This is a genomic window from Thiomonas sp. OC7 (assembly GCF_900634595.1).
Taxonomy (GTDB): domain Bacteria; phylum Pseudomonadota; class Gammaproteobacteria; order Burkholderiales; family Burkholderiaceae_C; genus Thiomonas; species Thiomonas arsenitoxydans.
In genome coordinates this window covers 883,206-909,202 of record NZ_LR131953.1, presented here as the reverse complement: position 1 = coordinate 909,202, position 25,997 = coordinate 883,206, and the positions used below count along the sequence as shown (strand labels likewise).

Below are 25,997 nucleotides of genomic sequence, written 5' to 3'. Positions count from 1 at the left end.
ACCGGGCGAATTGCCAACTATTGCCGCCGTAGGTGGCCTTTGATTCAGGCGGGGCGAACCTGCGCTGCAGCGTAAGGAGCAGTCGGGTGACTCGCTACTTGGTTGCGCCCTTGGTGCTTGGCCGAGTAAAGCGCAGCTTCGGCGACTTGCATCCAGGCTTGCAGGTTGCTGAATGCCGGGGCGGCAGCGGCTACGCCGATACTGCTGCTCAGCCGCACATCGGGGTGATGCGGCAGCCGCAGCGTCAGCAACTCGGTGCGGATGCGCTCGGCGATGCCCAGCGCGTCGGGCTGGCCGGTGTTCTGGCACAGCACTGCAAACTCGTCGCCGCCGTAGCGACCGGCGCAGTCTTCTTCGCGGATGCAGTCGCGGATGAGTTGGCCGACTGCGCGGATGGCGTCGTCTCCGGCCGTGTGGCCGTAGGTATCGTTCACCTGCTTGAAGTGATCCACATCGATCATCAGCAGACAGGCCGGCTGCCCCACGGCCTGAAAAAGCTGCAGCGCGGCGTCGGCCTGCTGCTGCCAGTGGTCGCGGGCGAACAGACCGGTTTGCGCATCGGTGCGGCGCAGTTGTTCCAGCAGCTTGTTCTGCCGCGACACGGTGCGAATGAGCCGGTAGCTGCCGATGCTGCTCGACAGGGTGTGCACCACCAGCAGCGGCAAGGTGCAGGCAACGACCAGCAGCGAGCTTTCAAGTTGAACCGGCGGGCGCAGAATCAACGCGGTAAGCACTGCCGCGCCAAACAGCCCCGGCAGCGAGATCAGCCACAGGCGGCGCATGCCGCTGCTGAGTTTGTCGAAGGTGGTGACGGTGACCAGCACCACGCTGGGCAGCAGGTTGAAATGCATCAACGCCACCCACATGCCGGCGATGGCCGAGTCGATCAGCAGGTTGTGTTTTTCAGCGCGGTAGCTGTCGGTGCTCAGCCGCGCTCGCAGCAGGGCGATCTGCGGTCACAGCAGGCAGCTTGCGATCATCAGCGCCCAGCGCCACGGGTGCGCGTGCTGTTCGATCAGCACCCCGGCTATCGCCAGCCCGCCCAGCCCCATGCCGACCACGCGCAGCGGGTAGATGCGGCGATAGGTGCTCTGTTTGAAGGCGTCTTGTTGGGAGGTGGAGTAGGGCATGGCGGCAACACGCGACAACATGCCGCATCGTTGCCGCCGAGTTTACAGCCCGAAGTAAGTCTCGCGAACCGCGTCGCTGGCTTCGAGTTCGGCCCGCGTGCCCGAGAGACGCACCTTGCCGTGATCGACCAGATAGCCGCGGTCGGCCAGTTCCAGGAAGGCCACGTTCTGCTCGGCGATGAGCAGGGCGGTGCCCGCGCCGATGCTGGTCTTGAGCACTTCGATGACCTGCTTGACGAACACCGGCGCCAGGCCCGAGGACGGCTCGTCCATCAGCAGCAGCTTGGGCTCGGAGATCAGCACCTTGGCGATGCCCAGCATCTTGCGCTGCCCGCCCGACAGCGTGCCCGCCGCGTCGCGTCGCTTGGCGGCGAGATCGGGGAATAGCGCGAACAACTGCTCCTTGCGTTTGCGAATCTGCACATCGCTCAGAAAGTAGCCGCCCAGGGCGATGTTCTCGTCGATCGACAGGGTGGGAAACACCCCGAGTTCCGACATATAGGCCATGCCGCGGCGAATGCGCTGATCGGGTGCGAGACGGTCGATGCGTTCGCCCTCGAAGGCAATCTCGCCCCGCCAGCACGGCAGCAGCCCAATGAGGGTGCGCAGCAGGGTGGACTTGCCCGCGCTATTGGCGCCGAGCAGCAGCACCGTCTCGCCGGGCATCACCTCCAGATCGACGCCCCAGAGCACTTGCAGCGCGCCATAGCCGGTCTGCACATCGCGTAGCGAGAGCAGGGCGGCGGCGTTCGTCTCTGCTGCGCTCATGCTTGTCCCCCGAAGAATGCGGCCACGACTTCCGGGTGGCGCGAGGCGGCGTCGAGCGAGCCCTCGAACAACATGCGCCCGGCCCCGAGCACGATGACGCGCTGGGTGATGCTGCCGAGAAACGCCATCAGATGTTCCACCACGATGAGGGCGATGCCGCGCTGCGACAGCTTGCGCAGCAGCTCGGCAATGCCGCCCAGCTCGGCCGGGTTGAGCCCTGCGCCGATTTCATCGACCAGCAGCAACTTCGGCCCCGTGGCCAGCGCGCGCCCGAGATCGAGCAGCTTTTGCTGGTTGACCGTGAGCGAGCCCGCCAGCTTGTCGGCCTGCTTGTCCAACTCGATGTCGTGAAGGATGGCGTTGATGTCCACCGCGCCCGCGGCATGGCCGAAGTGCGCGGCCACTTCAATGTTCTCGCGCACCGTCATATCGCGAAAGGTCTTGGGCACCTGAAAAGTGCGGTTGATGCCGAGCTGCGCCAGCTTGTGCATCGGCACCTTGTGCACCGGCTTGCCGTCGAACGCAATACTGCCACTGTCGGCGCGATACAGGCCCGAGATGACATTGATGGTCGTGGTCTTGCCCGAGCCGTTTGGCCCGACCAGGCCGACGATCTCTCCCGGTGCGAGGCTGAAGCTCACGTCGTTGAGCACCACATGACCGCCGAAGCGCTTGTTCACGCCCTGAAGCTGAAGGAGGGTTTCAGAAGACACGCACGCCCCTCCGCGTCAACAGCGACAGCACGCCGCCGGGCATGAACAACACCAGCAGCACGATGAGCCCGCCGTAGATCAACTGGAAATACTGCGGCTCTGAAATGCCGATCGCCGAATACAAGCTGTAAAGCACTCCCGCGCCGATGATGGGGCCGATGACCGTGCCCACCCCGCCAAACAACGAGAACACGATGGCGAACACCGAAATCTGCAAGGTGAACACCGCTTCGGGATAGAACACCGACAGATTCCACGCATAGGCCCCGCCGGCCAAGCCGGCCACGCCAGCCGAAATCAGCCAGGTAATGAGCCGGGCGCGCACGATGTTGATGCCGACCATGGACGCGCTCACCGGGTCTTGCTTCATGGCGCGCAGCCCCATGCCGAAGGCCGAGACGCGAAAGTAGGCGGCCAGCGCGGTGGCCAGCACCAGCACCGCCAGCATGGTGTGATAGCTCGCGCTAGGCGCGTACACCTGTTCGATTTTCAGCCCGTAAGGCCCGCCGGTGATGTCGGCCAGATTGGTGTTGGAGACGACGAAATACAGGATTTGCGACGCCGCCAGGCTGGCGATGGAAAAGTAAGCGCCCGAGAGCCGCAGCAGCGGCCCGAGAATCAGCCCCATCACCACCGCAGCGAGCCCGCCTCCCACCACGCACAGCAGCACCGGCAGACCGCTGTGCAGCACCAGCAGCGAGGTGGCATAAGCGCCGCAGCCGAAAAAGCCCACATAGCCGAAGGGCAAGTAGCCGGTAAAGCCATAGAGCAGATTCAGGCCCTGCGCGAGCACGATGAAAGTCATCAGCGTGAACAGCAGCGACTCGTTGCCGTAGACATGCGGCAGAAACAGGAACACCGCAATCAGCAAGGCCAGCACGATGAGCCCCGGTCGCCAGCGTTGTAGCAAAGAATGTTCAGACACTGCGCACCGCCTTTCCGAGCAGGCCCGTGGGGCGGATGAGCACGATCACCAGCAAGAGCACATACGGCACGAGGTTGGACCAGGAGGAGTAATAGGTCTGCATCAACATCGTGCCCAGCCCGAACACCAGGCCGCCGATGATGGTGCCCAGCGGGTTGCCCAGCGAGCCGATGATGACAATGGCGAACGAGGTGGTGGTGAGACTGTCGCCCAGATCGGGCGAAACCGAGCCGAGTAGGTAGGGCAGAAACACCCCGGCGATGCCCGCCAGCGCCAGCCCGGCCACGAAGGCCAGCGCCGAGACCTTGTTCACGTTGATGCCGGTCGCCAGCGCTTCTTCGCGGCTGGCCATGATGGCGCGGGTGGCGTAGCCCAGCCGGGTGCGGGTGAAATACAGCCACAGCGCCACGATGGCGGCGATGCTCACTCCGGCAGCCCACCACCAACTATCCGGAAACTCCTGCCCAAATACCCCAAGATTGCCCGAGCCCAGCGCCTCGCTGGGCAGCGAACGCTGATCGGCGCCGAAGCCCAGCCCGGTGAGCGCTTCGAGCATCTGCCCCACGCCGAAAAACAGAATGAACGACAGCATCTCCGGGTCGCCGCTGCGCTGCAGTCGGGGCACCACGGCGTAATAGAGCGGATAGCCGATGACGATGGCGGCCACGATCACCGTCGGCACGCCCCACAGCGGGTTGAAACCGAAGTGGCGCGACACCAGCCAGGCGGCATACGCGCCCAGCACGATGAACTGCCCATGCGCCAGATTGATGATGCGCATGACGCCAAAGATCAGGTTCAGTCCGATGCCGATCAGGCTGAAATAAATGCCATACAGAATGCCGCCGATGATGGCGTATTCAAGCAGTTCCACGCGCCCTCCCTGAGCTGCTTTTGGTGGATTAGTCGAATGAAACGGCGCACAGGCCGCACCTGCCGCGCCGCTTTGTCACCCGCCTTGTCGCGCTTACGGCTTGGGCGCGGGATACACCGCTTTGCCGGTCGCCTTGTCTTGCGGATAGACCACAACCACGTCGAGCTTGCCGTCCTTGGGCTGTAGTTGCGCCACCGGGAAGGGCTGGCCGAGCTGGGCGCCGTTGGCGTTGACGTCGAAGGGGCCGAGCAGGGTGGTGGTCTTGCCCGACATATCCATGACGGCCTGATGGAAGGCGAGCTGGTCGAACTTGGGCGCGGTGTCGAGCATGTGCTGCACGATCAGCCCGGTGTTGTAGCCCGAGCAATCGAGGAAGTTGGGCTCTTTTTTCATGGCCGCCTTGAAGGCATCGACGAACTGCTGGGTGTTCATGCCGTAGCTCACCTTGTCGTACTTCACCAGCGGCGGAGTCGGGTAGGTGTAGGTATAGGCCAGCGCTTTTTCACCCACGTTCTTGGTCAGCAGCGACAGCAGCTGGCCCGGAAAGATGGTGAAGGTCATGGGGAAATGCAGCCCGCTCTGGTGCAGCGCCTTGAGGAAGGCGATGTCGTTGGGCGCATAGCCGAACTCCAGCACCGCCTCGGGCTGGGTGGCGGCGATGGTGTGCAGCAGGATGGTGTAGTTCGACTCACTGGTGGGCACGCCGTGGTCATACACCGGCTTGATGCCGGCCTTGGCCAGCACGTCCTTGAGGGTGGCGGCCTGCGAGGCGTCGAAATCGTTGGCGCTATAGACGATGGCCACGCGTTTGATCTTCTGCTGCACCAGATAGTTGGCCAGCGGCACCGGCCACACCGTGCTCGACGGAATGCTCACATCGGCGAGGTAGTTGGTGGGCTTGGTAAAGAAGTTGGCGCCCGAGCCGGTCGGGTCGATCAGCAGCATGTGGTGCTCGGCGGCCAGCGGCACGGCCACCGAGGTGAGCACCGAGCCGAAGTCGGCCACGAGCACATCCACCTTGTCTTGCGTGATGAGCTGGTTGTAGAGCGTGGTCGCGGTGGAGGTAGAGCTTTGGTCGTCGTAGGCGACGAGCTTGACGGGAATCTTTTTGTTGAACGCCTTGACGAACACGCCGCCCTCTTTGTTGATGGCGTCGGCCCAATACTTCAGGCCTTCATACTGGCCTTGCGAGGCGACGGCGAAGGGGCCGCTGCTGGCGTAGAGCGTGCCGATCTTGATCTGCGACGGAGCCGCCGCGGCGTGGGCGGCAACGGCCGTGGCACTCAAAGCCAGACCGGCTGCGAGGTGACGCAGAATTTTTTTGGATGCGCGAATGGACATGAGAGTCTCCAGAGGATGAAACTGAACCGACGCGTGCTTGGCGCGTCTTCGAAATGTCATGATTCATTCTCGGTCTGGACTTTGCGCAAAGCGGTGAACAAGTGCGTTGATTTGAAACTGGACGTGTCTTTGGCGCCCGGGCGTTTTCTTGAGGGCGCAAAAAAACCCGGCTGGGCCGGGCCTGGAAGGGCTGCTTGGATTATTTCGCCGCGACGAGTTTGCGGATTTTCGCCACCTCGTCCGCGCTGACGTTCGGCGCGTCGTTGCCCCAGCTGCTGCGCACATAGCTGGCGATTTCGGCCACTTGCGTGTCGTTGAGCGTGGCGCCCAGATCGGGCATGGCCATGGGCGTGGGGTTGCCTTTGGTCTCGACCGTATGTCCGCCGTGCAGCATCATGCGAATGGTGTTGATCGGGTCGGGCGTATTGACCGTGGGGTTGAGCGCCAGAGCGGGGAACACATTGGGAATGCCCTGGCCCTGCGCCTGATGGCACATGGCGCAATGCGCCGCGTACAGCGGATCGCCAGCTTTGGCGCTGGCGGTCATCACCGGGGTCTGCGGCCGGTTGATCGCCGCATTCGGGTGGATGGGCGACAACGACTTGAGGAACACGGCAATCGCTTCCAGATCGCCGTCATTCAGATGCTGGGTGCTGTCGTGGATCACATCGGTCATGCTGCCGACAATGGTGAAGTTGGCGGTGCGCCCGGTTTTGAGCAGTTGCACCAGTTCGGCTGGAGTCCAGCGGCCCAGACCGTCGGACTGGTCGCCGCGCAGATTGGCCGCGTACCAGTTGTCAATGCGCGCGCCAGAGAGATACAGGCTGCCATCCGCCCCGCCGGGCGCCAGAGCTTTTTCTTGCAGAAACGGGCCGCGCGGGGTATGGCAGGCGCCGCAATGCCCCAGTCCTTCAACGAGATAAGCGCCGCGGTTCCATTGCGCGGTCTGCTTGGGGTCGGGTTTGTAAACGCCGTCGCGGGCGAACATCCAGTCCCACACCGCCAGCGGCCAGCGCATGTTCAGCGGCCAGGGAATGTATTCGGGCTTGTTGGCCTGCGCCACTGGCTGCACGCCGTGCATGAAATAGGCGTAGAGCGCACGCATGTCCTGCGGTTCGATGCGGGCATACGAGGGGTAAGGCATGGCCGGGTAGAGGTAGCCCAGGCGCGGCGACTTGCCGTGGCGCACGGCTTCGTCGAATTGCGCGAAGGTCCAGTTGCCGATGCCGTCCTTTTTATCTGGCGTGATGTTGGGCGAGTACACCTTGCCGATGCCCATGGGCAGATTCATCGGCAGGCCGCCGGCAAAGGGCTTGCCTTTCGGCGCGGTGTGGCAGGCGATGCAATCGCCGGCACGGGCCAGATAGGCGCCGCGCATCACTTCGGGGTCGTTCGGGGTGGGATGCGCGGCAAAGGCGGCCTGGGCCTGCAGGCCCAGCGCGCAGCCCGCAAGCAGGGTCAAAAGGGGTAAACGCATTGAGAGTCTCCTGGTTGGAATGGGGGCGGTGCGAATCGCATCTCTTTTTTCTGTTGCACTGCAGTATGGTTCAACAAACGCCTCAGTGCAAACCCGTAGCATCCGATTCCCGGCAGTTTGCACACCAACGGTTGCGGCTGTAGCAGGTGGGTACAGCGGGATGACGCAAAATTGCCGTTCTTACTCCAACGTCACAATTCCAAAAAGAGCCCGCCATGAATGATTCCCAGGTCCACGTCGTCTCGCATCCGCTGGTGCAGCACAAGCTCACGCTGGCGCGCAGCCAGGACACCACCACCGACAACTTCCGCCGACTGGTGCGCGAAATCGCCGCCATGCTGGCATATGAAGCCACCCGCGATCTGCCCACGGAACTGGTCGAGGTGACCACGCCGGTGGCGCAGTGCCGCATGCCCATCCTCGCGGGCAAGAAGCTGTGTCTGGTGTCCATCCTGCGGGCGGGCAACGGCATGCTCGACGGCATGATCGACCTGCTGCCCAACGCCCGCGTCGGCCACATCGGCCTGTACCGCGACCCGGCCACGCTGGAGCCGGTGGAGTATTACTTCAAGGTGCCCGAAGACATGGCCGAACGCCTGGTGATCGTGGTTGATCCCATGCTCGCCACCGGCAACTCGGCCGCCGCCGCGCTCACCCATCTCAAGCGCGCCGGAGCGACCTCGCTCAAGCTGGTGAACCTGCTGGCCGCGCCCGAAGGGGTGCGCACCGTGCGCGCCGCCCACCCGGACGTGCCCATCACCCTGGCCGCCATCGACGAGCGGCTCAACGATCACGGCTACATCGTGCCGGGTCTGGGCGACGCGGGCGACCGCATTTTCGGCACCAAGTAAAAACCGGGGCAGCGGTCGGCATACGCCGGAGCTCAAGCCCGATCCCACCCACTCTCAATCCAAGGCGGAGCGCAATATGGCCGATGGCTACTTTCCTAAATGGCAACTCAAGACCAGCGGGGTGATCGCCCCGGATGAACGCCTGCCCGGGCCGCAGACCCTGGTGATGGGGCTGCAGCATGTGGTGGCCATGTTCGGCTCGACGGTGTTCGCGCCGCTGCTCATGGGTTTCAGTCCCAATATCGCCATTTTGATGAGCGGCATCGGCACGCTGATTTTCTTTCTGGTCGTCGGCGGCCGGGTGCCGAGTTATCTCGGCTCGTCGTTCTCGTTCATCGGCGTGGTCATTGCGGCCAGTGGCTATTCCGGTAGCGGGGCGAACCCGAATATCGGTGTTGCGCTGGGCGGCATCATCGCCTGCGGCGTGGTGTATGCGGTGATCGGCCTCATCGTCATGGGCGTGGGGGTGAAATGGATCGAGCGGCTCATGCCGCCGGTGGTGACCGGCTCGGTGGTCGCGGTGATCGGGCTGAATCTGGCACCCATCGCCATCAAGAGTCACGGCGCGAGCAACTTCGACGACTGGATGGCGCTGATCTCCTTCGTCAGCATCGGTCTGGTGGCGGTTTACACTCGCGGCATGGTGCAGCGGCTGCTCATTCTGGTGGGTTTGCTGATCGCCAGCGTGATTTACGCCGTGCTCACCAATGGCCTGGGCCTGGGCACGCCGATGGACTTCTCCGGCTTGACCAATGCCGCCTGGTTCGGCATGCCGACGTTCGCCACGCCCGTGTTCCAGCCCAAGGCGATGACGCTGATCGTGCCCGTCGTGGTCATTCTGGTGGCGGAGAACCTGGGCCACATCAAGGCCGTCACCGCCATGACCGGCCGCAACCTCGATCGCTACATGGGCCGCGCCTTTCTCGGCGACGGTCTCGCCACGATTGTTTCGGGCTCGGCCGGGGGCACGGGGGTGACGACCTATGCCGAGAACATCGGCGTGATGGCCGCGACCAAGATCTACTCTACGTTGATTTTCGCCACCGCCGCGGTGATTGCCATTGTGTTCGGCTTCAGCCCCAAATTCGGCGCGCTCATTCACCTCATTCCGCTGCCGGTGCTGCGCGGCGTGGCCATTGTCATTTTTGGCTTAATCGCGGTTTCCGGCGCGCGCATCTGGGTGGACAACAAGGTGGACTTCTCCGACAGCCGCAACCTCATCATCGTGGCCATCACCCTGATGCTCGGCACTGCGGACTTCACCCTCAAGTTCGGCGACTTCGCACTGGGCGGCATCGGCACGGCAACCTTCGGCGCCATCCTGCTCTACGCCTTGCTGGGCCGCGGGCAGCCGAAACACGATGAGCGGGACAAACTGATGGACGCGCTTGAATGAATTGTTGCCACTTTGACATCCATTGACCCGCAAGGCGCTGGCGCTGCGGTGCAATAGAGGTCTTTGAACAACCCGGAGGCTTCCGCATGGATATTCAGACCATCGATCAGCAGTATCAGCAATTGCAGAGCGAGGCGCAGCAGGTCGGGCAGCAGTTGCAGGCGCTGGCCGCCAAGCTGCAGACGGCGGCCCAGGGCGGTAACCAGGACGCACGCGAATGGTTGCTCGATCTGCGCGAAGTTGCGCTGGGCGTGCAGGCCGAGCAGCAACAGATGGGGCAAGTGCTGCAGGCCATCCACGGCATGTGGCAAAACCAGGCGCAGCAGATGCAGGCGATGCCGGCCGCCATGCAGCCCGGCTATATGCCTCAGGGCATGATGGCGCAGAACTCGGCCATGCCCATGCAGCAGCAGCAGGGCGGCGGCATCATGGGCGCGCTCGACGGTTTTCTCAACTCCGGCTTTGGCCGCGCGATGGAAATGGGCGCGGGTATGGGGCTGGGCGACGATCTGATCAACAAGATTTTCTGAGCGACCCAAACAGAACGCTCAAACCAGCCCGTCGAACAGCAGCACGTCCACCAAATCGCCAACCTGTGCGGTGCTCTGCTCATGGTGCAGCACGATCAGACCGTGCGCTTGCGACATGGAGCTGAGCACGCCCGATCCCTGATTGCCGATGGCGCTCACCTGCCAGCGACCATCGGGCAAAGGGGTGAGCAGGCCGCGCTGGTATTCGGTGCGGCCGGGTTTTTTGCGCAGGGTTTGCGCGCTGACGGCGCGCAGCATCGGCTGCGGCTGCGGGCTGGCGCCCATGCAGTGCAGCAGCGCTGGGCGGACGAAGGCGTAGAACGTCACCATCACCGCCACCGGATTGCCCGGCAAGCCGAACAGCCAGGCGCTGTGCGCACCCGCGCGCAACTGGCCGAAAGCCAGCGGACGGCCCGGCCGCATGGCGATGCGCCAGAACACCACTTCGCCCATATTCGCCAGGGTGCTGCGCAGGTAGTCGGCCTCACCCACGCTCACGCCGCCCGAGGTGATGACCACATCGGCGCATTCGGTCGCGGTGCGCAGCGCGGCTTCCACTGCCTGCGGATTGTCGGCCACCACGCCGAGGTCGATGACTTCGCAGCCCAGACGTTCCAGCATGCCCCACAGGGTGTAGCGATTGCTGTCGTAAACGCAGCCGGGATCGAGCGGCTGGCCGACCGAGCGCAGCTCGTCTCCGCTGGAGAAGAAGGCCACGCGCAGCTTGCGGCGCACCGAGACTTCGGCCATGCCCAGCGAGGCCATCAGGCCCAGATCGGCCGGGCGCAGCAGCTTGCCTGCGGGCAGGGCCGCCTTGCCGCGCGCCAGGTCTTCGCCTCGCAGGCGGCGGTTGTCGCCGGGCCGCACCAGGCCGGGCGGGAAAATGACCTGATCGCCTTCGACGCGGCAAAACTCCTGCGGCACCACGGTGTCGCAGCCCGCGGGCATCACCGCGCCGGTCATGATGCGCACGGCGCTGCCCGCGGGCGCTTCGCCGCTGAAGGCATGACCGGCGAGCCCGCGTCCGGCGATCGAAAGCACGGTGTCGCCTTGCGCTGCGAGATCGGCGCCGCGCAGGGCGTAGCCGTCCATCGCCGAGTTGTCGTGGGCGGGCACGTCGATGGGCGAAATGATGTCCTGCGCCAGCACCCGGCCGAGTGCCGCGCGCACCGCCAGGCGCTCGTTGGCCTGTACCGGCTGCATGCTGGCCTGAATGACCGCCAGCGCCGCGTCCACCCGAAGCGCGTTGGGGTCATAGCCGCTGACGCAGGAGATGATGTGCTGCAGATCGAATGAAGGGGTCATGGTGAAACGTCGGCGTCCAGCCGCTGCAGGTCGTCCGGGGTGTTGATGTTTTCGAAGGCTCGGGTGTCGTCGAAGTCGACGATGGCCGTGGGGTGCTGCGCGGTCCAATGCTCGATCTTGCGGCCGCCGGATTGAAGGAAGGCGCCCAGATCGTCGCGCAGACTGGCCTCCATCAGGCAGAACACGGGCTGCAGCCGCCCTCCCGCGCGGGGCAGCGCGATGCGCGCAGAAGACTCCAGCAGCGCCGTTCCCAGACGCGCGGCCAGATCGGTGGGCAACAGCGGTGAATCGCAGGGGGCGGTGAGCAGATACGGCGTGACACACGCTTGCAGTCCGGCAAGAAAGCCGGCCAGCGGCCCCGAAAATTCGTCCGGCGCGGCATCGGTCAACACCGGCAGGCCCCAGCCGCGATAGACCTCGAGGTGGCGGTTGGCGTTGAGCAGCACCGTGCCCACCTGGGGCCTGAGCCGCTGCAGCACTTGCCGTGCCAGCGGCTGGCCGCGCCAGGGCTGTAGGCCTTTGTCCACCCCGCCCATGCGGCTGCCGCGGCCCCCGGCGAGAATCAGACCGGTGATGTCGGCGACGGCGATGGCGTGAGGCATCTCAAAACCTCTCGCGCTCGCCCGGTTCGCGCACCTGTTGTGTGGCGTAAGAGGCGTCGGCCCAGCGCACCGGGCCTTTCATGATGGACACCACCAGGCAGCCGATGCCCACGGTGAACACCAGAGTGGCGTCGAACAGGCTCATGCCGATGCAAAAAATATCGATCAGATCGCGGGTGGGCTGCGGGTCGCCGTTCACCAGACCGGGCTGATAGCCGGTCTTGATCCACGCGCCAATGATCCAGGGCAGACTCACGCCGATCACGTAGGCCGGAATCAGCCAGCGGGTGAGCACCCGCTCAAGGCCGGGTGCGCCGAGCGGGGTGCGGGGAGGAGTGACGGGGCTTGCAGACATGCCCCGGATGCTACAGCCGCGCGCCGCCGGGCGTGTGATGCTGATGCTCGAAACGCTGCTGGCAGGCGGTGCAACGCAGCACGGTGGGCTCGGCCAGCAGCCGGGCGGGCTCAATCTCCGCGCCGCAGTCGATGCAGATGCCGAAGTCAGGCGTATCCAGACGCTGTAGCGCGCTGTCGATGGCGGCAAGCTCGGTGGCGTCGCGCGCGGTCGAGGCGATTTCCACCGCGTCCATCGATTCGACCACGGCCTCATCGTCGGTTTCGCCGCGGTGGCTGCGCACCGCGAGCGTGCCCTCGTCGCTGATGGACTCGTCCCTCAGGTCGGCCAGCATCTGGACGCGGCGTTGCTGCAGTTTGTCGCGCAGGGTGTTGCGCAGGTCAGTGGCGAGGCTCATGTCGTTCTCCTTGTTGTGCTGATGCAGCAGATGATGCGCCCATTGTGGAAGGTCTGAGCGGGCACCGGCTTGCGTTGGCGCAACACATCATTCACTGTGCATGAATTGCCGCAGACGGAAACCGAGCAGTCGCAGCGTAGCGAAATACAGCACGGCGGCCACGGCCAGCAGGCCCAGCCCCATGCCCAGCCGCAGCAGGTCGCCATGCGCCCGGTCCCACGGCAGGGCGACGGCGCCCCACAACATCACCCCGCCCAGCGGCAGTTGTGCCAGAGCCACCTTGAGCGCATACCGCCCCCAGCCCGGTTGCGGCTGAAACATGCCGCGTCGGCGCAGCCCGCGAAACAGCAGGCTGGCATTGAGCAGCGCGCCCACGGAGATGGCCAGCGCTAGTCCAGCGTGCCCCAGCCACGGCACGAAAAGCAGGTTCATCAGCTGGGTGCACACCAGCACCACCAGGGCGATTTTCACCGGGGTGCGCAAATCTTGCCGGGCGTAGAAGCCGGGGGCGAGAATCTTGACGCCAATCAACGCGATCAGGCCGATGCCATAAGCCCGCAGTGCGCTCGTCGTGGCCAGCACATCCGCATGGTCGAAGCGGCCGTAGTTGTAAAGCATCGATACCAGCGGCTGGGCGAAGATCAACAGCGCGATGGCGCTGGGCAGCGCCAGTACCAGGGTGAGGCGCAGCCCCCAGTCGAGCAGGGTGCTGTACTTGGCCACGTCTTGCGTGGCGCTGGCGCGCGACAGGCTGGGCAACAGCACCGAGCCCAGCGCCACACCGAGAATAGCGGTGGGGAATTCCATCAGCCGGTCTGCATACGCCAGCCAGGAGACGCTGCCCGCATGCAGGTGCGACGCGATCTGCGTGTTGATGACGATGGACACCTGCGCCACCGAAACCGACAGGCTCGCGGGCAGCATCTGCTTGACCACGCGGTGCACGCCCTCAGAGCGCCAGGCCTTGAGAAAGCTCAGCCGAAAGCGTGGCACCACGGCATATTTGCGCAGCGCCGGCCATTGCACCGCCAACTGCGCCACCCCGCCGATCATCACCCCGATCGCCAGGGCGAAAATGGGCGGATGCACCAGTTTGTGAAACGCCACCGCGGCGCCGATGATGGCCAGGTTGAGCAGCGCCGGGGTGACCGCGGGCACCGCGAAGTGCTTCCAGGTATTGAGAATGCCTGCGCTGAGCGCCACCAGTGAAATCAGCCCCGCGTAGGGAAACATCAGCCGTGTCATCCAGACGGCCGCGTCAAACGCTTCGGGATGCAGGCCGGACGCTGTGAGCCACACCAGCACGGGCGCGAGTAGCACGCCGACAAGGCTGATCGCCGCGAGTATCCACAACAGCGCGGTGGACACCTGATCGATCAGCTCCTGCGTTTGTTCTTCCGTCTGGGTCTGCCGCGTCTGCGACAACAGCGGCACGAAGGCCTGCGAAAACGCGCCCTCGGCAAACATGCGGCGCAGCAGATTGGGCAGGCGAAACGCCACGTTGAACGCATCGGTCCAGGCGCTGGCGCCGAAATAAGTCGCCACCATGATTTCCCGCACCAGGCCGGTGATGCGCGAGGTCAGGGTGAGAAGCGAGATGGTGGAGGCGGCCTTGAGCAGATTCACCGGGCAGCATTATAGGAATGTGCAGGCCTCGGCCTCGAAAGAGGCTGGCGCCCCGCCATTTTTTGTCTATAATGACCGGTTTCCCGAGCAGGCAATACAGAAGGATTTCAACTATGGCAACCAAAGCCGCAGCCAAAAAGAAGAGCGTTCGCACCCCGTCGGGTCGCAAACGCGCGCGTCAATCCGTCAAGGCCAACGCCGCCAACACCGCGCTGCGTTCGCGTTTTCGCACGGCTGTGAAGTCGGTTCGCAAGGCCATCGCCGCTGGCGATCACGCCAAGGCGATGGAAGTGTTCAAGGCCAACGCCCCGGTGCTGGACTCGATCGCCGACAAAAAGATTTTCCACAAGAACACCGCAGCGCGTCATAAGAGCCGCCTGAACGCGGCGATCAAGGCGCTGGCCTCATCTGCCGCTACCGGCGTCGCGGCCTGATTTGCCTTGCCTGCTCTGGTCGGCCTCTGGGTTGACCAAAAGATTGACCACAAAAAAGCCCGCATCTGCGGGCTTTTTTGTGTGCGCCTATGTCTTCAAGTCAGCGCGGGGGCGGGAAGTACTCAAGCGGTTTGAAACACGCGCTGCAGCGTTTCGCGCGCCGTTTGCAGGTCCTCTACCTCGGCATCCATTTCAGCGTCAATTGCGGCGACTTGCGTCAGGCAGGCTTCAACCACGTCGAGCTGGTTGTCGCGGGCGAAGTTGAGCAGAAAATCAAACGCCATGGGCTCGATATCACGCAGCGACTCGCTCACCACCAAGCAACGCACGCCGTCCACCAAGGTGGGCACGCAATAGGGCGAGTAACCGAGGTGGGCTTCTTTGCGGCACAGACCGACGGGACGAAAGCGGGCCATCAGGCCTGCCAGGCGTTCTGCCCAGTCGCTCGGGCGGAAGGTGCGTCCCTCGGTGGTGACGCCGCGAATGAAAATTTCTCTGGGTTTGACCAGTTCTAGGGAGTGTGGAAAGGCGCTCATGGCTGTGAATCCTTGAAGAGGCAGTTTTGCTGCGGTGCCGCAATTATGCTGCAATGCAGTATTACCGGGTAAACCCGAACGGTGATTCTGTGTTGCAGTTGCAACAAATGCTCTGGGCTGCCTGAGTTCAGCTGTCATGCGCCGATCTCTATAATTTCACTTTGCCCCCGGAGGCGCAGTGCTTTTTTATGCCTTGCCCGCCGGGTTTGCTTTTTTTGCAAAGGAGAAATGACCATGCCCTCTCATGTGATGAACACCTATGCGCGGCTCCCCATTGCCCTGGCGCATGGCGAGGGGGCGTGGGTGTGGGATACGCAGGGCAAACGCTATCTGGACGCGCTTTCGGGCATCGCAGTCAACACGCTGGGGCATGCGCATCCGAGGTTGGTCGCCGCACTGACCGATCAGGTGGGCAAGCTGATCCACACGTCCAATCTGTATCAGATTCCCCTGCAGGAGCAGTTGGCCGACCGTTTATGCGCCTTGGGCGGCATGGACACGGCGTTTTTCTGCAACTCGGGGCTGGAAGCCAACGAAGCGGCGATCAAGCTGGCGCGTTTGCACGGTCACAACAAAGGGATCGACCGTCCGGAAATCGTGGTGTTCGAGCGGGCGTTTCATGGGCGCTCGCTGGCCACGCTCTCGGCCACAGGCAATCCCAAAGTGCAAAAAGGCTTCGAGCCGCTGGTCGAAGGTTTCGTGCGCGTGCCGCTGAACGACGCCTCGGCCTTGCAAAGCGTGGCCGAGACGCACCCCAATGTCGTGGCGGTATTCATCGAGGCGATTCAGGGCGAAGGCGGCATTCAACCAGCGCACGCTGATTTCTTGCGCGCTGCGCGCACGCTGTGCGATCGTCACGGTTGGTTGCTGATGATCGACGAAGTGCAATGCGGCACGGGGCGGACCGGCAAATGGTTCGCCCATCAGTGGGCCGGGGTGAGCCCCGACGTGATCGCCATGGCCAAGGGGCTGGCTTCGGGCGTGCCCATCGGCGCCATTCTGGCGCGCGGGGCGGCCGCGACCACTTTCGGCCCCGGACAGCATGGCACCACGTTTGGCGGCAATCCGCTGGCCTGCCGTGCCGCGCTGGAAACCCTCGCCGTGATCGAAGACGATGGCCTTTTGGCCAACGCGCAGGCGCGCGGTGAGCAGATTCAGCATGCGCTGCGTCATGCGTTTGCCGGCCACGCCGGCGTGGTGGAGGTGCGCGGTCAGGGTCTGATGATCGGCATCGAGCTCGACCGGCCGGCCGGTGCGCTGGTGGGGCGGATGCTGGAGCGCGGGGTGTTGCTCAACGTCACGCAGGAGCGGGTTATCCGCCTGTTGCCACCGCTGATCTTCACCCAGGAGCAAGCCGACGCGCTGGTGCAGGCGCTGGTTCCCGCGGTGCTTGATTTTTTGCAGGACGCGCCCGCGAAATAAGACACGCAAAAGACATCCAAGGAGGCTGTGATGAAAACCACGCTGCGGCACTATCTGCAATTTTCTGACCTGAACCGCGAGGAGTACGACTACGTTTTCGCCCGCGCTGCGCTGATCAAGGCCAAGTTCAAGCGCTACGAGCCGCACCAGCCCTTGGTCGATCGCACCCTGGCGATGATTTTCGAGAAGCACTCCACCCGCACCCGGCTGAGCTTCGAGGCCGGCATGCACCAGCTCGGCGGCGCGGCCATTTACATCAATACCCGCGATAGCCAGTTGGGCCGTGGTGAGCCCATCGAAGATGCGGCGCAGGTGTTTTCGCGCATGGTCGATCTGGTGATGATTCGCACCTATGGTCAGGAGATCGTCGAGCGTTTCGCCGCGCATTCGCGCGTGCCGGTGATCAACGGCCTGACCAACGAGTTTCATCCCTGCCAGATCCTCGCCGATGTCATGACCTACATCGAGCATCGCGGCCCGATTCAAGGCAAGACCGTGGCCTGGATCGGCGACGCCAACAATATGTTCTACACCTGGCTGCAGGCCGCGGAGGTGCTCGGTTTCACCCTGCACTTCGCCGGGCCGAAAGGCTATGGCGTCGAAAAGAACCGCCCGGGCTATCCCCTGAGCGCGGCGCAGATCGCGCACCTGCGCGAGTTCGACGATCCGCGGCAAGCCTGCGAGGGCGCGCATCTCATCACCACCGATGTGTGGACGAGCATGGGCTATGAGGCGGAAAAACTGGCGCGCGAGCAGGCGTTCAAGGGCTTCATGGTGGATGGCGAGATGATGGCCCGCGCCCATTCCGATGCGCTGTTCATGCACTGCCTACCGGCGCACCGCGGCGAGGAAGTGGCGGCCGAAGTCATCGACGGGCCGCAGAGCGTGGTGTGGGACGAGGCGGAAAATCGCCTGCACGGCCAGAAGGCGCTGATGGAATTCCTGCTTTTGGGGCGCCTGGATTGACACTGTTCTCCTAGGCGAGGTCGGGTGGCCGTAACGCCCGCCCTAAGTCGCATTTAAGTCGGCCTGAGCAAAATCTTGTTGCGGTGCATCGTCAGGCGATGCATCGTTCGGGAGTTCAGGCATGGCGTTCACACAACAAAATTCTTCTGCGCCGCAGCACGGCCATGGCGTTCCTCACGTCAGGCTGCCGCTTGTTCAGGCCGACGCCGAGAAGACTGGGCCGCCGGGTGTGGCCGATCAGACTGCGATGCGGGCGCTGCGTTGGCTGCGCCTCGTGTTCGGGGTGTGCTTCGCCATCAACCTCGGGCTGCACTTGCACCCGCAATATGCCGCACAGTTCGCGCGTCAAGCCGCTGATGTGGCGGCTCAACCGCACTGGCTTGCCGTGTGGGACGGTGCGGTTTGGCGCGTTTTGTCTGCTGCCGGGGTGAGCAAGGGCCTGGCGCTGCTGTTTGGCATCGAGGCCCTGCTCACCGTCGGGCTGTTGACGGGCTGGGGATTTCCGGCAATGGGATGGCTGGGGCTGGCCTACGAACTGCTGGTGTGGAGCGCTCTCGGCGGCGGCGCTGGCACGGTGGCCCTGGTCTATGCGCTGGGTTTTGCGCTATCGCTGTTGCTGCGGGCATGGCAGGGTTCGGCGTGGTCTGACGCGGCGCTGCGCAGGCCCGGTCTGTCGCAGGTGCGCTGGGCCTTCTGGCTGGTCGGACTGCTTTGGGTCGCTATCGTCTGGACGGTCTGGCAGCCGGGCCTCGGGCTGCGCCTGTCGGACGCTTTGATTCAGGCGCAGGCCCACGCGCCAAACGGGCAGGCGGAGTGGATTGCGGCCTGGGCCGGTCTCGCACAAGCGCTCGGCATGGGTGCGTTCGCCGTGCTGATCGCGCTGGTCGACACCTTGATCGCCGCGGGTTTGCTGCTGGCGCCGTGGCTGTCGCGCGGGTCGCGCCGCTGGCTGCTGTGGAGCGGGCTGATCTTCAGCCTGCTGGCCTGGAGCCTGAGCGGGGCGCTGGGTTTTTTTCCCCGCAGTCAGGCAGACACGCTCGGTGCCGCGGCGATAGGGGCGTGGCTTTTCGGGCTTCTTTTGGCGGCGCACCCTTGGCTCGACGCGGCGCCTCCTGGGGTTGCGACTGCGCCGCCTGAAATGCGCCGGGATGGCGATGCGGCCTGATCAGAACGAGGGCGAATCCGGGCGGCTGTGGCCGCATTTCCAGCACTGGGCGAATTGCGGGCCGTGACGTTCGCCGCAGTCGGGGCAGGTCCAGAACGCGCCGCGCAGGGGGGTGCGCAATTCCTGCAGCAACTGTTTGGCGCGCGCCAGATCGCCGTCGTCGAGCACCCAGACCGCTGGGTTGCATTGATCGGGCGGAATCTCGCCCGCGATGCTGGTGAGGTAGCGCGAGAACACTTCGGCGCGCAGGCCTGCGGCGTTGAGCGCATCAGCCCAAAGCGTGGCGATGACCAGATTGGGCGCGATGTCCACCCGCTTCATCGCGGTGCAGCCGAGGTGAGTTCAGCGTAGAGCGTGCGGTAGAGCGCCAGCCGCGACGCAGAGATGGCTTGCGGGTCGGTGGTGAACACGCAGCCCGGTTCGTCGCGATGGGTGCAGTTCTGAAAACGGCACTGCCCGTTGCGCGCGCGGATTTCCGGAAAGCCGTGCTGCAACTGCGACACCGAGAGATGATGCAGACCGAAGGATTGAAAGCCCGGCGAATCCATCAGCACGCTTCCCGACGGAAAGCCGGGTAGGTCGTATAGCCGTGTCGCGGTCGTGGTGTGCTTGCCGGCTGACAGTGCCTCGGAAATTTCCCGCGTAGGCGCCTGCGCCTGCGGCGCCAGCAGATTCGTCAGGCTGGACTTGCCCACGCCGGAGGCGCCCAGCAGCAGCGTGGTCTGGCCGCTGAGCAAGGGGGTCAGCGCAGCCAGCGCGGCTTGCGGCTCGGTGCGCACCGAGAGTTCGAGCACTTCATAGCCCAAATCGCGATACAGCCGCATTTCGGCCCGCGCCGCTTCGGCTTGCGGCAGGTCGCATTTGTTCAGCAGCAGGGTTGCGGGAATGTCGGCCGCGTCTGCCGCGATGAGCGCGCGGCCGATCAGGCCGTGCTGGATGCCGGGATAGGTGGCGGTGACCAGCATCACCCGGTCGAGGTTGGCAGCAAACATCTTGCTGCGCCAGAGATCTTCGCGCCACAACGCATTGCGTCGCGCATGCACCTGTTCGATGGCCAGCGGCGCGTCACCCGGGGCGAGGGTGACACGGTCGCCGCAGACCACCTCGGCGCGCTTGCCGCGGGGCACGCAGGCGAGCACCGAGCCATCGTCAAGCTGCGCCAGATAGTGCCGCCCAAATGCGCCGACGATGCGTGCGGTCAAACCGTGGGAGGTGGACGGTGCGGATTTGGTGCTGCGCTTGCCCTTGGGGCGTTGGGGGTTGTGGCGCTCTAGGTCGTCCATGCCGGCCGTTTGGCGGTTTAGCGCGCGGCGCCCTGGGCAAACATCGCGTCGGCTTTGGCCGCGCAGATGAAGTCTTTTCGGGTAATACCGCCGGCCGAATGGGTGTTGAACGCAACGCTGCAGCGGTTGTATTGCACCAGCAAGTCGGGGTGATGGTCTTCGCGGTGCACCACCCACGCCAGCGCATTCACGAAGGCTAGGGTCTGGTAGTAGTTGCCGAAGGCGTAGGTCTTGCGGATGCTGCCGTCTTCAAACTGCCAGCCGTCCAGCAGTTGCAGGTAGGGCGTCATGGCCGCGGTATCCAGGCGCTGGCTGGCGTCTAGCGGCATGCAGTGGCTGTCGAGCAAATCCTGGAGTGTCATGGCTGTTCAGGCTGTCGCCGGAGTGTGGGCCGAAGAGGGCGCGATGGATGAGGGCAATGCGCCCAGCCGTTCCAGTCGCTGCAGGGCGGGCGGGTGGCTGTAATAAAAGCGCACATAGACGGGGTCGGGCGTGAGCGTGCTGGCATTGTCGCGGTAGAGGGTGACGAGGGCTTCGCCTAGCGCGCGGGCGTCGCTGTGCTGGGCCGCGTAGGCGTCGGCCTCGAATTCATGTTTGCGCGAAGTGGCCGCACCCAGCGGGCTGAAAAACACGCCAAACACCGGCAGCGCCAGACTGAGCAGAATGAGCGCGAGCGCATGGTTGGGGGCGAACAGATTGGGCATGACGCCCAGGCCGACGTAGAACCACACTTGGTTGGACAGCCAGCCCAGCAGCGCAAAGCCCGCCAGACTGACGCCGAACATCACCCCCATGCGCTTGAGAATGTGGCGCCGCTTGTAGTGCCCGACCTCGTGCGCCAGTACGCCTTCGATCTGCGCCGGGCTGAGCTGGTCGAGCAGGGTGTCGAACAGCACCACGCGCCGCGCCGCGCCCATGCCGGTGAAGTAGGCGTTGGCGTGAGCGCTGCGACGCGAACCGTCCATGACGAACAGGCCGGATAACGCAAAGTCACAACGCTGCATGAGCGCCTGCGCGCGGGTTTTCACCTCGCCGTCGGGCAGCGGCTGAAACTTGTTGAACAACGGGGCGATCACTAGCGGATACGCCACCATCATCAGCAGGCTGAAGGCGGTAAGCCCCGCCCAGGCCCACAGCCACCACCAACCCCCGGCCACCTGCATGATCCAGAGCACCAGCAGGGCCAGCGGCAGTATGAGTACCGCGCCGACCAGCGCGTTTTTGAGCAGATCGACCACGAACATGCGCGGGGTGAGCCGGTTGAAACCGAAGCGCGATTCCAGCCCGAAAGTTCGCGCCACTTCCCAGGGCAGATCGAGCAGCGAACCGATCACGGCGAAGGCCGCCAGCAGCGCAAGCTGCCCGCCCAAGGCGGTGCCGAAAGTGGCGCTCACCCAGCCGTTGAGCAACTGCAGCCCGCCTTCGAGCGTCCACACCAGCACGATCATGGCGGAAAACAGCGTCGTCCACAGACCAAAGCGCAGTTTCGCCACGGTGTAGTCAGCGGCCTTTTGGTGGGCTTCGAGCGAAATGCTGGCGCGGAATGGCGCGGGCACGGCATCACGGTGCGCGAGCACATGGCGCTGCTGCCGCTGGGCCAGCCAGAGCTTCAGCGCCGTGCCGCCTATCAGCGCGGCGGCGAACAGCGCGCTCCAGGCGAGGGCAAGATGTTGCGGGCTCATGCGAAAATCCTTGTCAGTCTTTAGGTTCAGTCAGATTATCCCACCCGGCCTGTCCTCGCGACCCGCCGTCGCCATTCCCCTACTTGAATGCATTTCATGTCCGATTCCGCCACGTCCGCCGCTTCCATCCTCACCTGTCACGACGACAACCTCATCTGGGTCGACATGGAGATGACGGGGCTGAATCCCGACACCGATCGCATCATCGAAGTGGCCGTGGTCGTGACCGACCCGCAGCTCACCGTGCGCGTGGAAGGGCCGGTGCTGGCCATCCATCAAAGCGACGCGGTGCTGGCCGGCATGGACGCCTGGAACCAGAACACCCACGGCAAATCCGGCCTCACCGACCGGGTGCGCGCCAGCACCGTGGACGAAGCGCAGGCCAGCAAGGCGATCATCGCTTTCCTCAAAAAATACGTGCCCGCTGGCAAGTCGCCGATGTGCGGCAACACCATTTGCCAGGATCGCCGTTTCATGGCCCGGGGCATGCCCGAGCTGGAGACCTATTTCCACTACCGCAACCTCGACGTGAGCACCCTCAAGGAACTGGCGCGGCGCTGGCGCCCCGAGCTGGTGAGCGCCTTCAAAAAGCAGCAGGCCCACACCGCGCTGGCCGACATTCAGGAATCCATCGACGAGTTGCGCCACTACCGCGAGCACTTCCTGCGCGTGCCGGTGGCGGGCGTCGATCCGGAAGTGGCGGGGTGAATCAAGCCGCTTGCTTTTGCAGTAGCCGGACGTGTATCGGGCGGGTGAAGTGCGCGCCGTCGGCGCCGCAATGCGGGTCGAAGGCGGCCTTGACGCGCTGCCGCAAATCGTCGGTGATCTGATGATCGGCGAAGCTGGGGTAGAGCATGCGCTGCTCGAAAGACTCCCAGTTGGGGAAGTGCGCGGGCATGTCGAAGCGGCGCTCGGCGGTCTGCTGCCATTGCCCGGTTGACAGGGCTTGGTTGAGCGCGGCCTGCGCTGCGGCGCGCACCGGGCCTTCGTCGTTGTAGAGCTTGACGATGTCGTTGAGCGCGCCGTCGTAGACGGGCTCCGAGACGTAGAGCCAGCCGCCCGGGCGCAGCACGCGCCAGGTTTCCGCCAGTGCGGTTTGCATGGCGTGCAGCGGAATGTGGTGCAGCGACTTGAGCATCAGCGCCAGATCGAAGCCGCAGTCCGCGGCCGGTATGGCCGTGGCGCTCTCCTGCACGAAGCGCAGCCGCGGCGCAAGCATTTCGGGCAGACGCGCCAGATTCTTGGCGTGCTGCACCGCATCGACTTCCAGCGCCAGCGCTTCGCAGGCCGGGCAGCGCTGCAGCAGCTCGGTGAGCAGCCGGGCACTACCGCAACCCAGTTCGATGACCTTCAGGCCGTTGCCCAGCGGGACCAGTTCGGTCAGGACGTCGAGTTCGTTGTGGATCATGGGGGGCCTTGGGGGTGGGCAAGGCCGCGATTTTAGAGACGGAGCGCGGCGCTTTCAGCCCGGGAGATCGTCCTCGTAAAACTCTAGTTCGCCGCGCACCCCTGCCGCACGGTCGATTTCGATTTTGCGCAACTCAACCCGGCGAATCTTGCCCGAGATGGTCTTGGGCAGGTCGAAGAACTCGATGCGGCGGATGCGCTTGTAGGGCGCGGCGCGTTCGCGCACGAACAGCAGAATGTCCCGGGCCAGTTCGGCGCTGGGCGTAAAGCCGACGCGGCATGACACGAAGGCCTTGGGGATGGTCAGGCGCAGCGCATCAGGGCAGGGCACCACGGCGGCCTCGGCCACGGCGGGATGTTCGATCAGCAGGCTTTCCAGCTCGAACGGGCTGATGCGGTAGTCGGACGACTTGAACACGTCGTCGGTGCGGCCGACGAAGGTGTAATAACCGTCGGCGTCGCGTTGCGCCACGTCGCCGGTGTGGTAGAGGCCGTCGTGCATGACCTGCGCGGTTTTCTCGGCGTCGCCCGCATATTCGACGAGCAGACCGGTGGGGCGCGGCTCGGTCTCGACGCAGACTTCGCCTTCTTCCGCTGAGTTGCCGTCCACATCGACCAGGCGGATGCGGTAGCCCGGCATGGGGCGGCCCATGGCGCCGGGTTTGAGCGGCTGGCCGGGGCTGTTGCCGATGAGCGCGCAGGTCTCGGTCTGGCCGTAGCCGTCGCGGATGGTGATGCCCCAGGCGGCGCGCACCCGCTCGATCACTTCCGGGTTGAGCGGCTCACCAGCGCCGACCAGTTCGCGCAGTTTGACCGGATAGCGCTTCAGGTCTTCCTGAATGAGCATGCGCCACACCGTGGGCGGCGCGCACAGCGTGGTGACGCCGCAGCGAGACAGGGTTTGCAGCGTGGCCGCGGCGTTGAAGCGGCTTTGGTTGAAGGCGAAGATCGCCGCACCGGCGTTCCATGGGGCGAAAAAACTGCTCCATGCGTGCTTGGCCCAACCGGGGGAGCTGATGTTCCAGTGCACATCGCCGGGCTGCAGGCCGATCCAGTACATCGTGGCCAGCGTACCCACGGGGTAGCTTTGATGGGTGTGCAGCACCAGCTTGGGCTTGGAGGTGGTGCCGGAGGTGAAGTAGAGCAGCAGGGGATCGGTGGCGCGGGTGTCGGCCTCGGGCGCGAAGTCGGCGGCCGCTGTTTGCGCCCCGGCAAGCGCTGTCCACCCGATGGGCGCGCTGCCTGCGGTGAAACGGCCTTGCACCTGCGTCCAGACGGTTTGCGGCAGGTCGTGGAATTTGGCGGTGTCGGCCGGCAGGCAGATCACATGCCGCACGCCGCCGCGGACGATGCGGTCTTGGAGGTCGGTGGGGGTGAGCAGGGTGGTGGCGGGAATCATCACCGCGCCGAGTTTGATGCAGGCGAGCATGGCGTCCCACAGCTCGATGCAGTTGGGCAGCATGAGCAGCACGCGGTCGCCGCGCGCCACGCCGCCCGCGCGCAGGAAGTTGGCCATGCGCGCCGAGCGCTGCGCCATGTCGGCAAAGCTGTAGCGCGCCTCGCTGCCGTCTTCTTCCACGATCCACAGCGCAATCGCGTCATTGCCTTGGGCCATGGGATCGAAATAATCGAGCGCCCAGTTGAAGCGGTCGAGCGCGGGCCAGCGGAAATCGGCGTAGGCGCGGGCGTAATCGGTGCGGTGGCGCTGCAGCAAGTCGCGCGCCTGCACGAAACTGGCATGGGCGCCGGGGTGGCTGATGGGGTGGCTGATCTGCATCGAAGTCTCCTGATGTTGTTATGCGCCCACTTTAGCCCGCACCGCTGAGGCGGGCCAGCGGGAAAGCACAGAGGTCGACAGTCAGGTCGATGTCAGTTATCCCCCTCGGGGCGGCTTGCGCAGCAAGCCAGGGGCCTTGCAGCTCAGTCCGGCATGGGCTCCAGGCTGCGGGTGCAGGGGATCTGGGTGAATTCCAGCCAAGGCTGACCCGCGGGCGGCAGCTTTAATGCGCTGAGCGCGCCGCCCCACAGGCAGCCGCTGTCCAGGCATAGCGCGTTGTGTTCCCAGCGCAGGCCCAGGGTGGACCAATGGCCGAAGGCGATGGGAGTCTGCGCGGTCTCGCGCTGCGGCAGGGCGAACCAGGGCAGGAGTTCGGAGGAGGCGCCGTTGGCGCTGGCCTGCTTGTTGTGAAAATCCAGCCGTCCCCGATTCGGGCCGCTGGCCTGCAGAAAACGGGCGCGGGTGAGGGTGTTGACCACGATGCGCAGACGGTCGAACCCCGCCAGACTCTCGCTCCATTCGTCGGGCTGGTTGCCGAACATCACACGCAGGAAATCGACGTAATCGGGCGCGCGCAGGCGGCGTTCCACCTCGGCGGCGAGTTGCAGGGTTTTGTCGGCCGACCATTGCGGCAGCACCCCGGCGTGCACCAGCAGCCAGCCACGCTCCATCAGCGCCAGCGGGCGGCGGCGCACCCAGTCGATCAGCTCAGTGCGCCGTGGTGATTGCAGGATGTCGTCGAGCGTGTCGCTGCGGTGTGCCTTGCGCACGCCATGCGCCACGGCCAGCAGATGCAGGTCGTGATTGCCCAGCAGACATTGCGCGCTGTCGCCCAGCGCCATCAGCCGCTCCATGCTGGCGAGCGACTGCGGGCCGCGATTGACCAGATCGCCCAGCACGATGAGCCGGTCGTGCGCCGGGTCGAACTGCAGCGCGTCGAGCAGGGCGTCAAAGGCGTCGGCGCAGCCTTGCACATCGCCGATCAGGTACGTTGCCAAAGCCTCTCCCTAAAATGCGTGGTTTACCAAACGCATC

Annotated in this window: 28 protein-coding genes and 1 pseudogene; 8 read left to right on the top strand and 21 right to left on the bottom strand. The window is 64.7% G+C overall.

Annotated elements, in window-relative coordinates; all coding sequences use genetic code 11:
* Nucleotides 1-44: 44 nt before the first annotated feature.
* The 8 genes and pseudogenes from BIO17B3_RS04320 to BIO17B3_RS04290 form a co-directional block, all read right to left on the bottom strand.
* Entirely contained in the window at nt 45-782 is a 738-nt protein-coding gene (locus tag BIO17B3_RS04320; RefSeq protein ID WP_255421409.1) for a GGDEF domain-containing protein, read from the bottom strand.
* 45 nt (nt 783-827) lie between these two features.
* Nucleotides 828-1,130: pseudogene (locus BIO17B3_RS19345) on the bottom strand (MASE2 domain-containing protein); the annotation flags it as partial.
* A gap of 42 nt (nt 1,131-1,172) precedes the next feature.
* Complete coding sequence (locus BIO17B3_RS04315) at nt 1,173-1,898, bottom strand: ABC transporter ATP-binding protein (protein WP_156053157.1); 726 nt, start codon at nt 1,896-1,898, stop codon at nt 1,173-1,175.
* Nucleotides 1,895-2,611 (bottom strand): ABC transporter ATP-binding protein, encoded by a 717-nt coding sequence (locus BIO17B3_RS04310; RefSeq protein WP_013122628.1) that lies wholly within the window; start codon nt 2,609-2,611, stop codon nt 1,895-1,897. Before BIO17B3_RS04310 ends, BIO17B3_RS04315 begins: the two co-directional genes overlap by 4 nt.
* The gene (locus tag BIO17B3_RS04305; RefSeq protein WP_172979057.1) at nt 2,601-3,536 is read right to left on the bottom strand and encodes a branched-chain amino acid ABC transporter permease; all 936 of its coding nucleotides are present in this window, start codon (nt 3,534-3,536) and stop codon (nt 2,601-2,603) included. The genes BIO17B3_RS04310 and BIO17B3_RS04305 overlap by 11 nt, the downstream gene beginning before the upstream one ends.
* A complete protein-coding gene (locus tag BIO17B3_RS04300; protein WP_156053156.1) occupies nt 3,529-4,410 on the bottom strand; it encodes a branched-chain amino acid ABC transporter permease in 882 nt (293 codons plus the stop codon). Before BIO17B3_RS04300 ends, BIO17B3_RS04305 begins: the two co-directional genes overlap by 8 nt.
* Before the next feature lie 93 nt (nt 4,411-4,503).
* On the bottom strand, nt 4,504-5,751 hold the full coding sequence (locus BIO17B3_RS04295) for an amino acid ABC transporter substrate-binding protein (protein ID WP_156053155.1): 1,248 nt from the start codon (nt 5,749-5,751) through the stop codon (nt 4,504-4,506).
* A gap of 199 nt (nt 5,752-5,950) precedes the next feature.
* Nucleotides 5,951-7,228 (bottom strand): cytochrome c, encoded by a 1,278-nt coding sequence (locus BIO17B3_RS04290; RefSeq protein ID WP_156053154.1) that lies wholly within the window; start codon nt 7,226-7,228, stop codon nt 5,951-5,953.
* Nucleotides 7,229-7,443: 215 nt separating this feature from the next.
* Here BIO17B3_RS04290 and upp point away from each other — a divergent pair, with 215 nt between their 5' ends.
* The 3 genes from upp (at nt 7,444) to BIO17B3_RS04275 (ending at nt 10,005) form a co-directional block, all read left to right on the top strand.
* Nucleotides 7,444-8,079, top strand: a complete 636-nt coding sequence (upp, locus tag BIO17B3_RS04285; RefSeq protein ID WP_156053153.1) for a uracil phosphoribosyltransferase — start codon at nt 7,444-7,446, stop codon at nt 8,077-8,079.
* Between the two features lie 76 nt (nt 8,080-8,155).
* A complete protein-coding gene (locus BIO17B3_RS04280) occupies nt 8,156-9,475 on the top strand; it encodes a solute carrier family 23 protein (protein WP_156053152.1) in 1,320 nt (439 codons plus the stop codon).
* A gap of 86 nt (nt 9,476-9,561) precedes the next feature.
* Nucleotides 9,562-10,005, top strand: coding sequence for a hypothetical protein (locus BIO17B3_RS04275; RefSeq protein WP_156053151.1), 444 nt, complete (start codon nt 9,562-9,564; stop codon nt 10,003-10,005).
* 18 nt (nt 10,006-10,023) lie between these two features.
* On the opposite strand, the gene glp is transcribed toward BIO17B3_RS04275, so the two are convergent.
* The 5 genes from glp to murJ form a co-directional block, all read right to left on the bottom strand.
* Nucleotides 10,024-11,310, bottom strand: coding sequence for a gephyrin-like molybdotransferase Glp (gene glp / locus BIO17B3_RS04270; RefSeq protein ID WP_156053150.1), 1,287 nt, complete (start codon nt 11,308-11,310; stop codon nt 10,024-10,026).
* Nucleotides 11,307-11,912: a molybdenum cofactor guanylyltransferase MobA gene (gene mobA / locus BIO17B3_RS04265; RefSeq protein ID WP_156053149.1), complete on the bottom strand. Its 606-nt coding sequence runs from the start codon at nt 11,910-11,912 to the stop codon at nt 11,307-11,309. Before mobA ends, glp begins: the two co-directional genes overlap by 4 nt.
* Before the next feature lies 1 nt (nt 11,913).
* Nucleotides 11,914-12,267, bottom strand: a complete 354-nt coding sequence (locus BIO17B3_RS04260; RefSeq protein ID WP_156053148.1) for a hypothetical protein — start codon at nt 12,265-12,267, stop codon at nt 11,914-11,916.
* A 10-nt stretch (nt 12,268-12,277) separates the two neighbouring features.
* On the bottom strand, nt 12,278-12,664 hold the full coding sequence (locus tag BIO17B3_RS04255; RefSeq protein WP_013105221.1) for a TraR/DksA family transcriptional regulator: 387 nt from the start codon (nt 12,662-12,664) through the stop codon (nt 12,278-12,280).
* An 87-nt stretch (nt 12,665-12,751) separates the two neighbouring features.
* A complete protein-coding gene (murJ, locus tag BIO17B3_RS04250) occupies nt 12,752-14,290 on the bottom strand; it encodes a murein biosynthesis integral membrane protein MurJ (protein ID WP_013105222.1) in 1,539 nt (512 codons plus the stop codon).
* Nucleotides 14,291-14,403: 113 nt separating this feature from the next.
* Here murJ and rpsT point away from each other — a divergent pair, with 113 nt between their 5' ends.
* Nucleotides 14,404-14,724: a 30S ribosomal protein S20 gene (gene rpsT / locus BIO17B3_RS04245; protein WP_156053147.1), complete on the top strand. Its 321-nt coding sequence runs from the start codon at nt 14,404-14,406 to the stop codon at nt 14,722-14,724.
* Between the two features lie 122 nt (nt 14,725-14,846).
* Here rpsT and BIO17B3_RS04240 read toward each other — a convergent pair whose 3' ends face one another.
* Nucleotides 14,847-15,260 carry a DUF3579 domain-containing protein gene (locus BIO17B3_RS04240; RefSeq protein WP_156055224.1) on the bottom strand — a complete coding sequence of 138 codons (414 nt, stop codon included), beginning with the start codon at nt 15,258-15,260 and terminating at the stop codon, nt 14,847-14,849.
* A 234-nt stretch (nt 15,261-15,494) separates the two neighbouring features.
* On the opposite strand from BIO17B3_RS04240, the gene BIO17B3_RS04235 reads away from it, so the two are divergent.
* From BIO17B3_RS04235 to BIO17B3_RS04225, 3 genes are all read left to right on the top strand, one after another.
* Nucleotides 15,495-16,682: an acetylornithine transaminase gene (locus BIO17B3_RS04235; RefSeq protein WP_156053146.1), complete on the top strand. Its 1,188-nt coding sequence runs from the start codon at nt 15,495-15,497 to the stop codon at nt 16,680-16,682.
* A gap of 30 nt (nt 16,683-16,712) precedes the next feature.
* A complete protein-coding gene (gene argF, locus BIO17B3_RS04230; RefSeq protein WP_156053145.1) occupies nt 16,713-17,648 on the top strand; it encodes an ornithine carbamoyltransferase in 936 nt (311 codons plus the stop codon).
* Between the two features lie 121 nt (nt 17,649-17,769).
* A complete protein-coding gene (locus BIO17B3_RS04225) occupies nt 17,770-18,813 on the top strand; it encodes a hypothetical protein (RefSeq protein WP_156053144.1) in 1,044 nt (347 codons plus the stop codon).
* Here the strand turns inward: BIO17B3_RS04225 and BIO17B3_RS04220 are convergent, their stop codons facing one another.
* From BIO17B3_RS04220 to BIO17B3_RS04205, 4 genes are read right to left on the bottom strand one after another with little or no spacing between them, the layout of a single operon-like run.
* The gene (locus BIO17B3_RS04220) at nt 18,814-19,134 is read right to left on the bottom strand and encodes a putative signal transducing protein (protein ID WP_156053143.1); all 321 of its coding nucleotides are present in this window, start codon (nt 19,132-19,134) and stop codon (nt 18,814-18,816) included.
* A complete protein-coding gene (gene rsgA, locus BIO17B3_RS04215; RefSeq protein WP_156053142.1) occupies nt 19,131-20,096 on the bottom strand; it encodes a ribosome small subunit-dependent GTPase A in 966 nt (321 codons plus the stop codon). The genes BIO17B3_RS04220 and rsgA overlap by 4 nt, the downstream gene beginning before the upstream one ends.
* A 17-nt stretch (nt 20,097-20,113) precedes the next feature.
* Entirely contained in the window at nt 20,114-20,458 is a 345-nt protein-coding gene (locus BIO17B3_RS04210) for a 4a-hydroxytetrahydrobiopterin dehydratase (RefSeq protein WP_156053141.1), read from the bottom strand.
* Nucleotides 20,459-20,464: 6 nt separating this feature from the next.
* Nucleotides 20,465-21,778 carry a M48 family metallopeptidase gene (locus tag BIO17B3_RS04205; RefSeq protein WP_156053140.1) on the bottom strand — a complete coding sequence of 438 codons (1,314 nt, stop codon included), beginning with the start codon at nt 21,776-21,778 and terminating at the stop codon, nt 20,465-20,467.
* 96 nt (nt 21,779-21,874) lie between these two features.
* Here BIO17B3_RS04205 and orn point away from each other — a divergent pair, with 96 nt between their 5' ends.
* Nucleotides 21,875-22,486 (top strand): oligoribonuclease, encoded by a 612-nt coding sequence (gene orn / locus BIO17B3_RS04200; protein ID WP_156053139.1) that lies wholly within the window; start codon nt 21,875-21,877, stop codon nt 22,484-22,486.
* Between the two features lies 1 nt (nt 22,487).
* On the opposite strand, the gene BIO17B3_RS04195 is transcribed toward orn, so the two are convergent.
* From BIO17B3_RS04195 to BIO17B3_RS04185, 3 genes are all read right to left on the bottom strand, one after another.
* Nucleotides 22,488-23,186, bottom strand: a complete 699-nt coding sequence (locus tag BIO17B3_RS04195) for a class I SAM-dependent methyltransferase (protein ID WP_156053138.1) — start codon at nt 23,184-23,186, stop codon at nt 22,488-22,490.
* Between the two features lie 54 nt (nt 23,187-23,240).
* On the bottom strand, nt 23,241-24,962 hold the full coding sequence (locus tag BIO17B3_RS04190; protein WP_156053137.1) for an AMP-binding protein: 1,722 nt from the start codon (nt 24,960-24,962) through the stop codon (nt 23,241-23,243).
* 143 nt (nt 24,963-25,105) lie between these two features.
* On the bottom strand, nt 25,106-25,960 hold the full coding sequence (locus BIO17B3_RS04185; protein ID WP_156053136.1) for a symmetrical bis(5'-nucleosyl)-tetraphosphatase: 855 nt from the start codon (nt 25,958-25,960) through the stop codon (nt 25,106-25,108).
* Nucleotides 25,961-25,997: the final 37 nt, after the last annotated feature.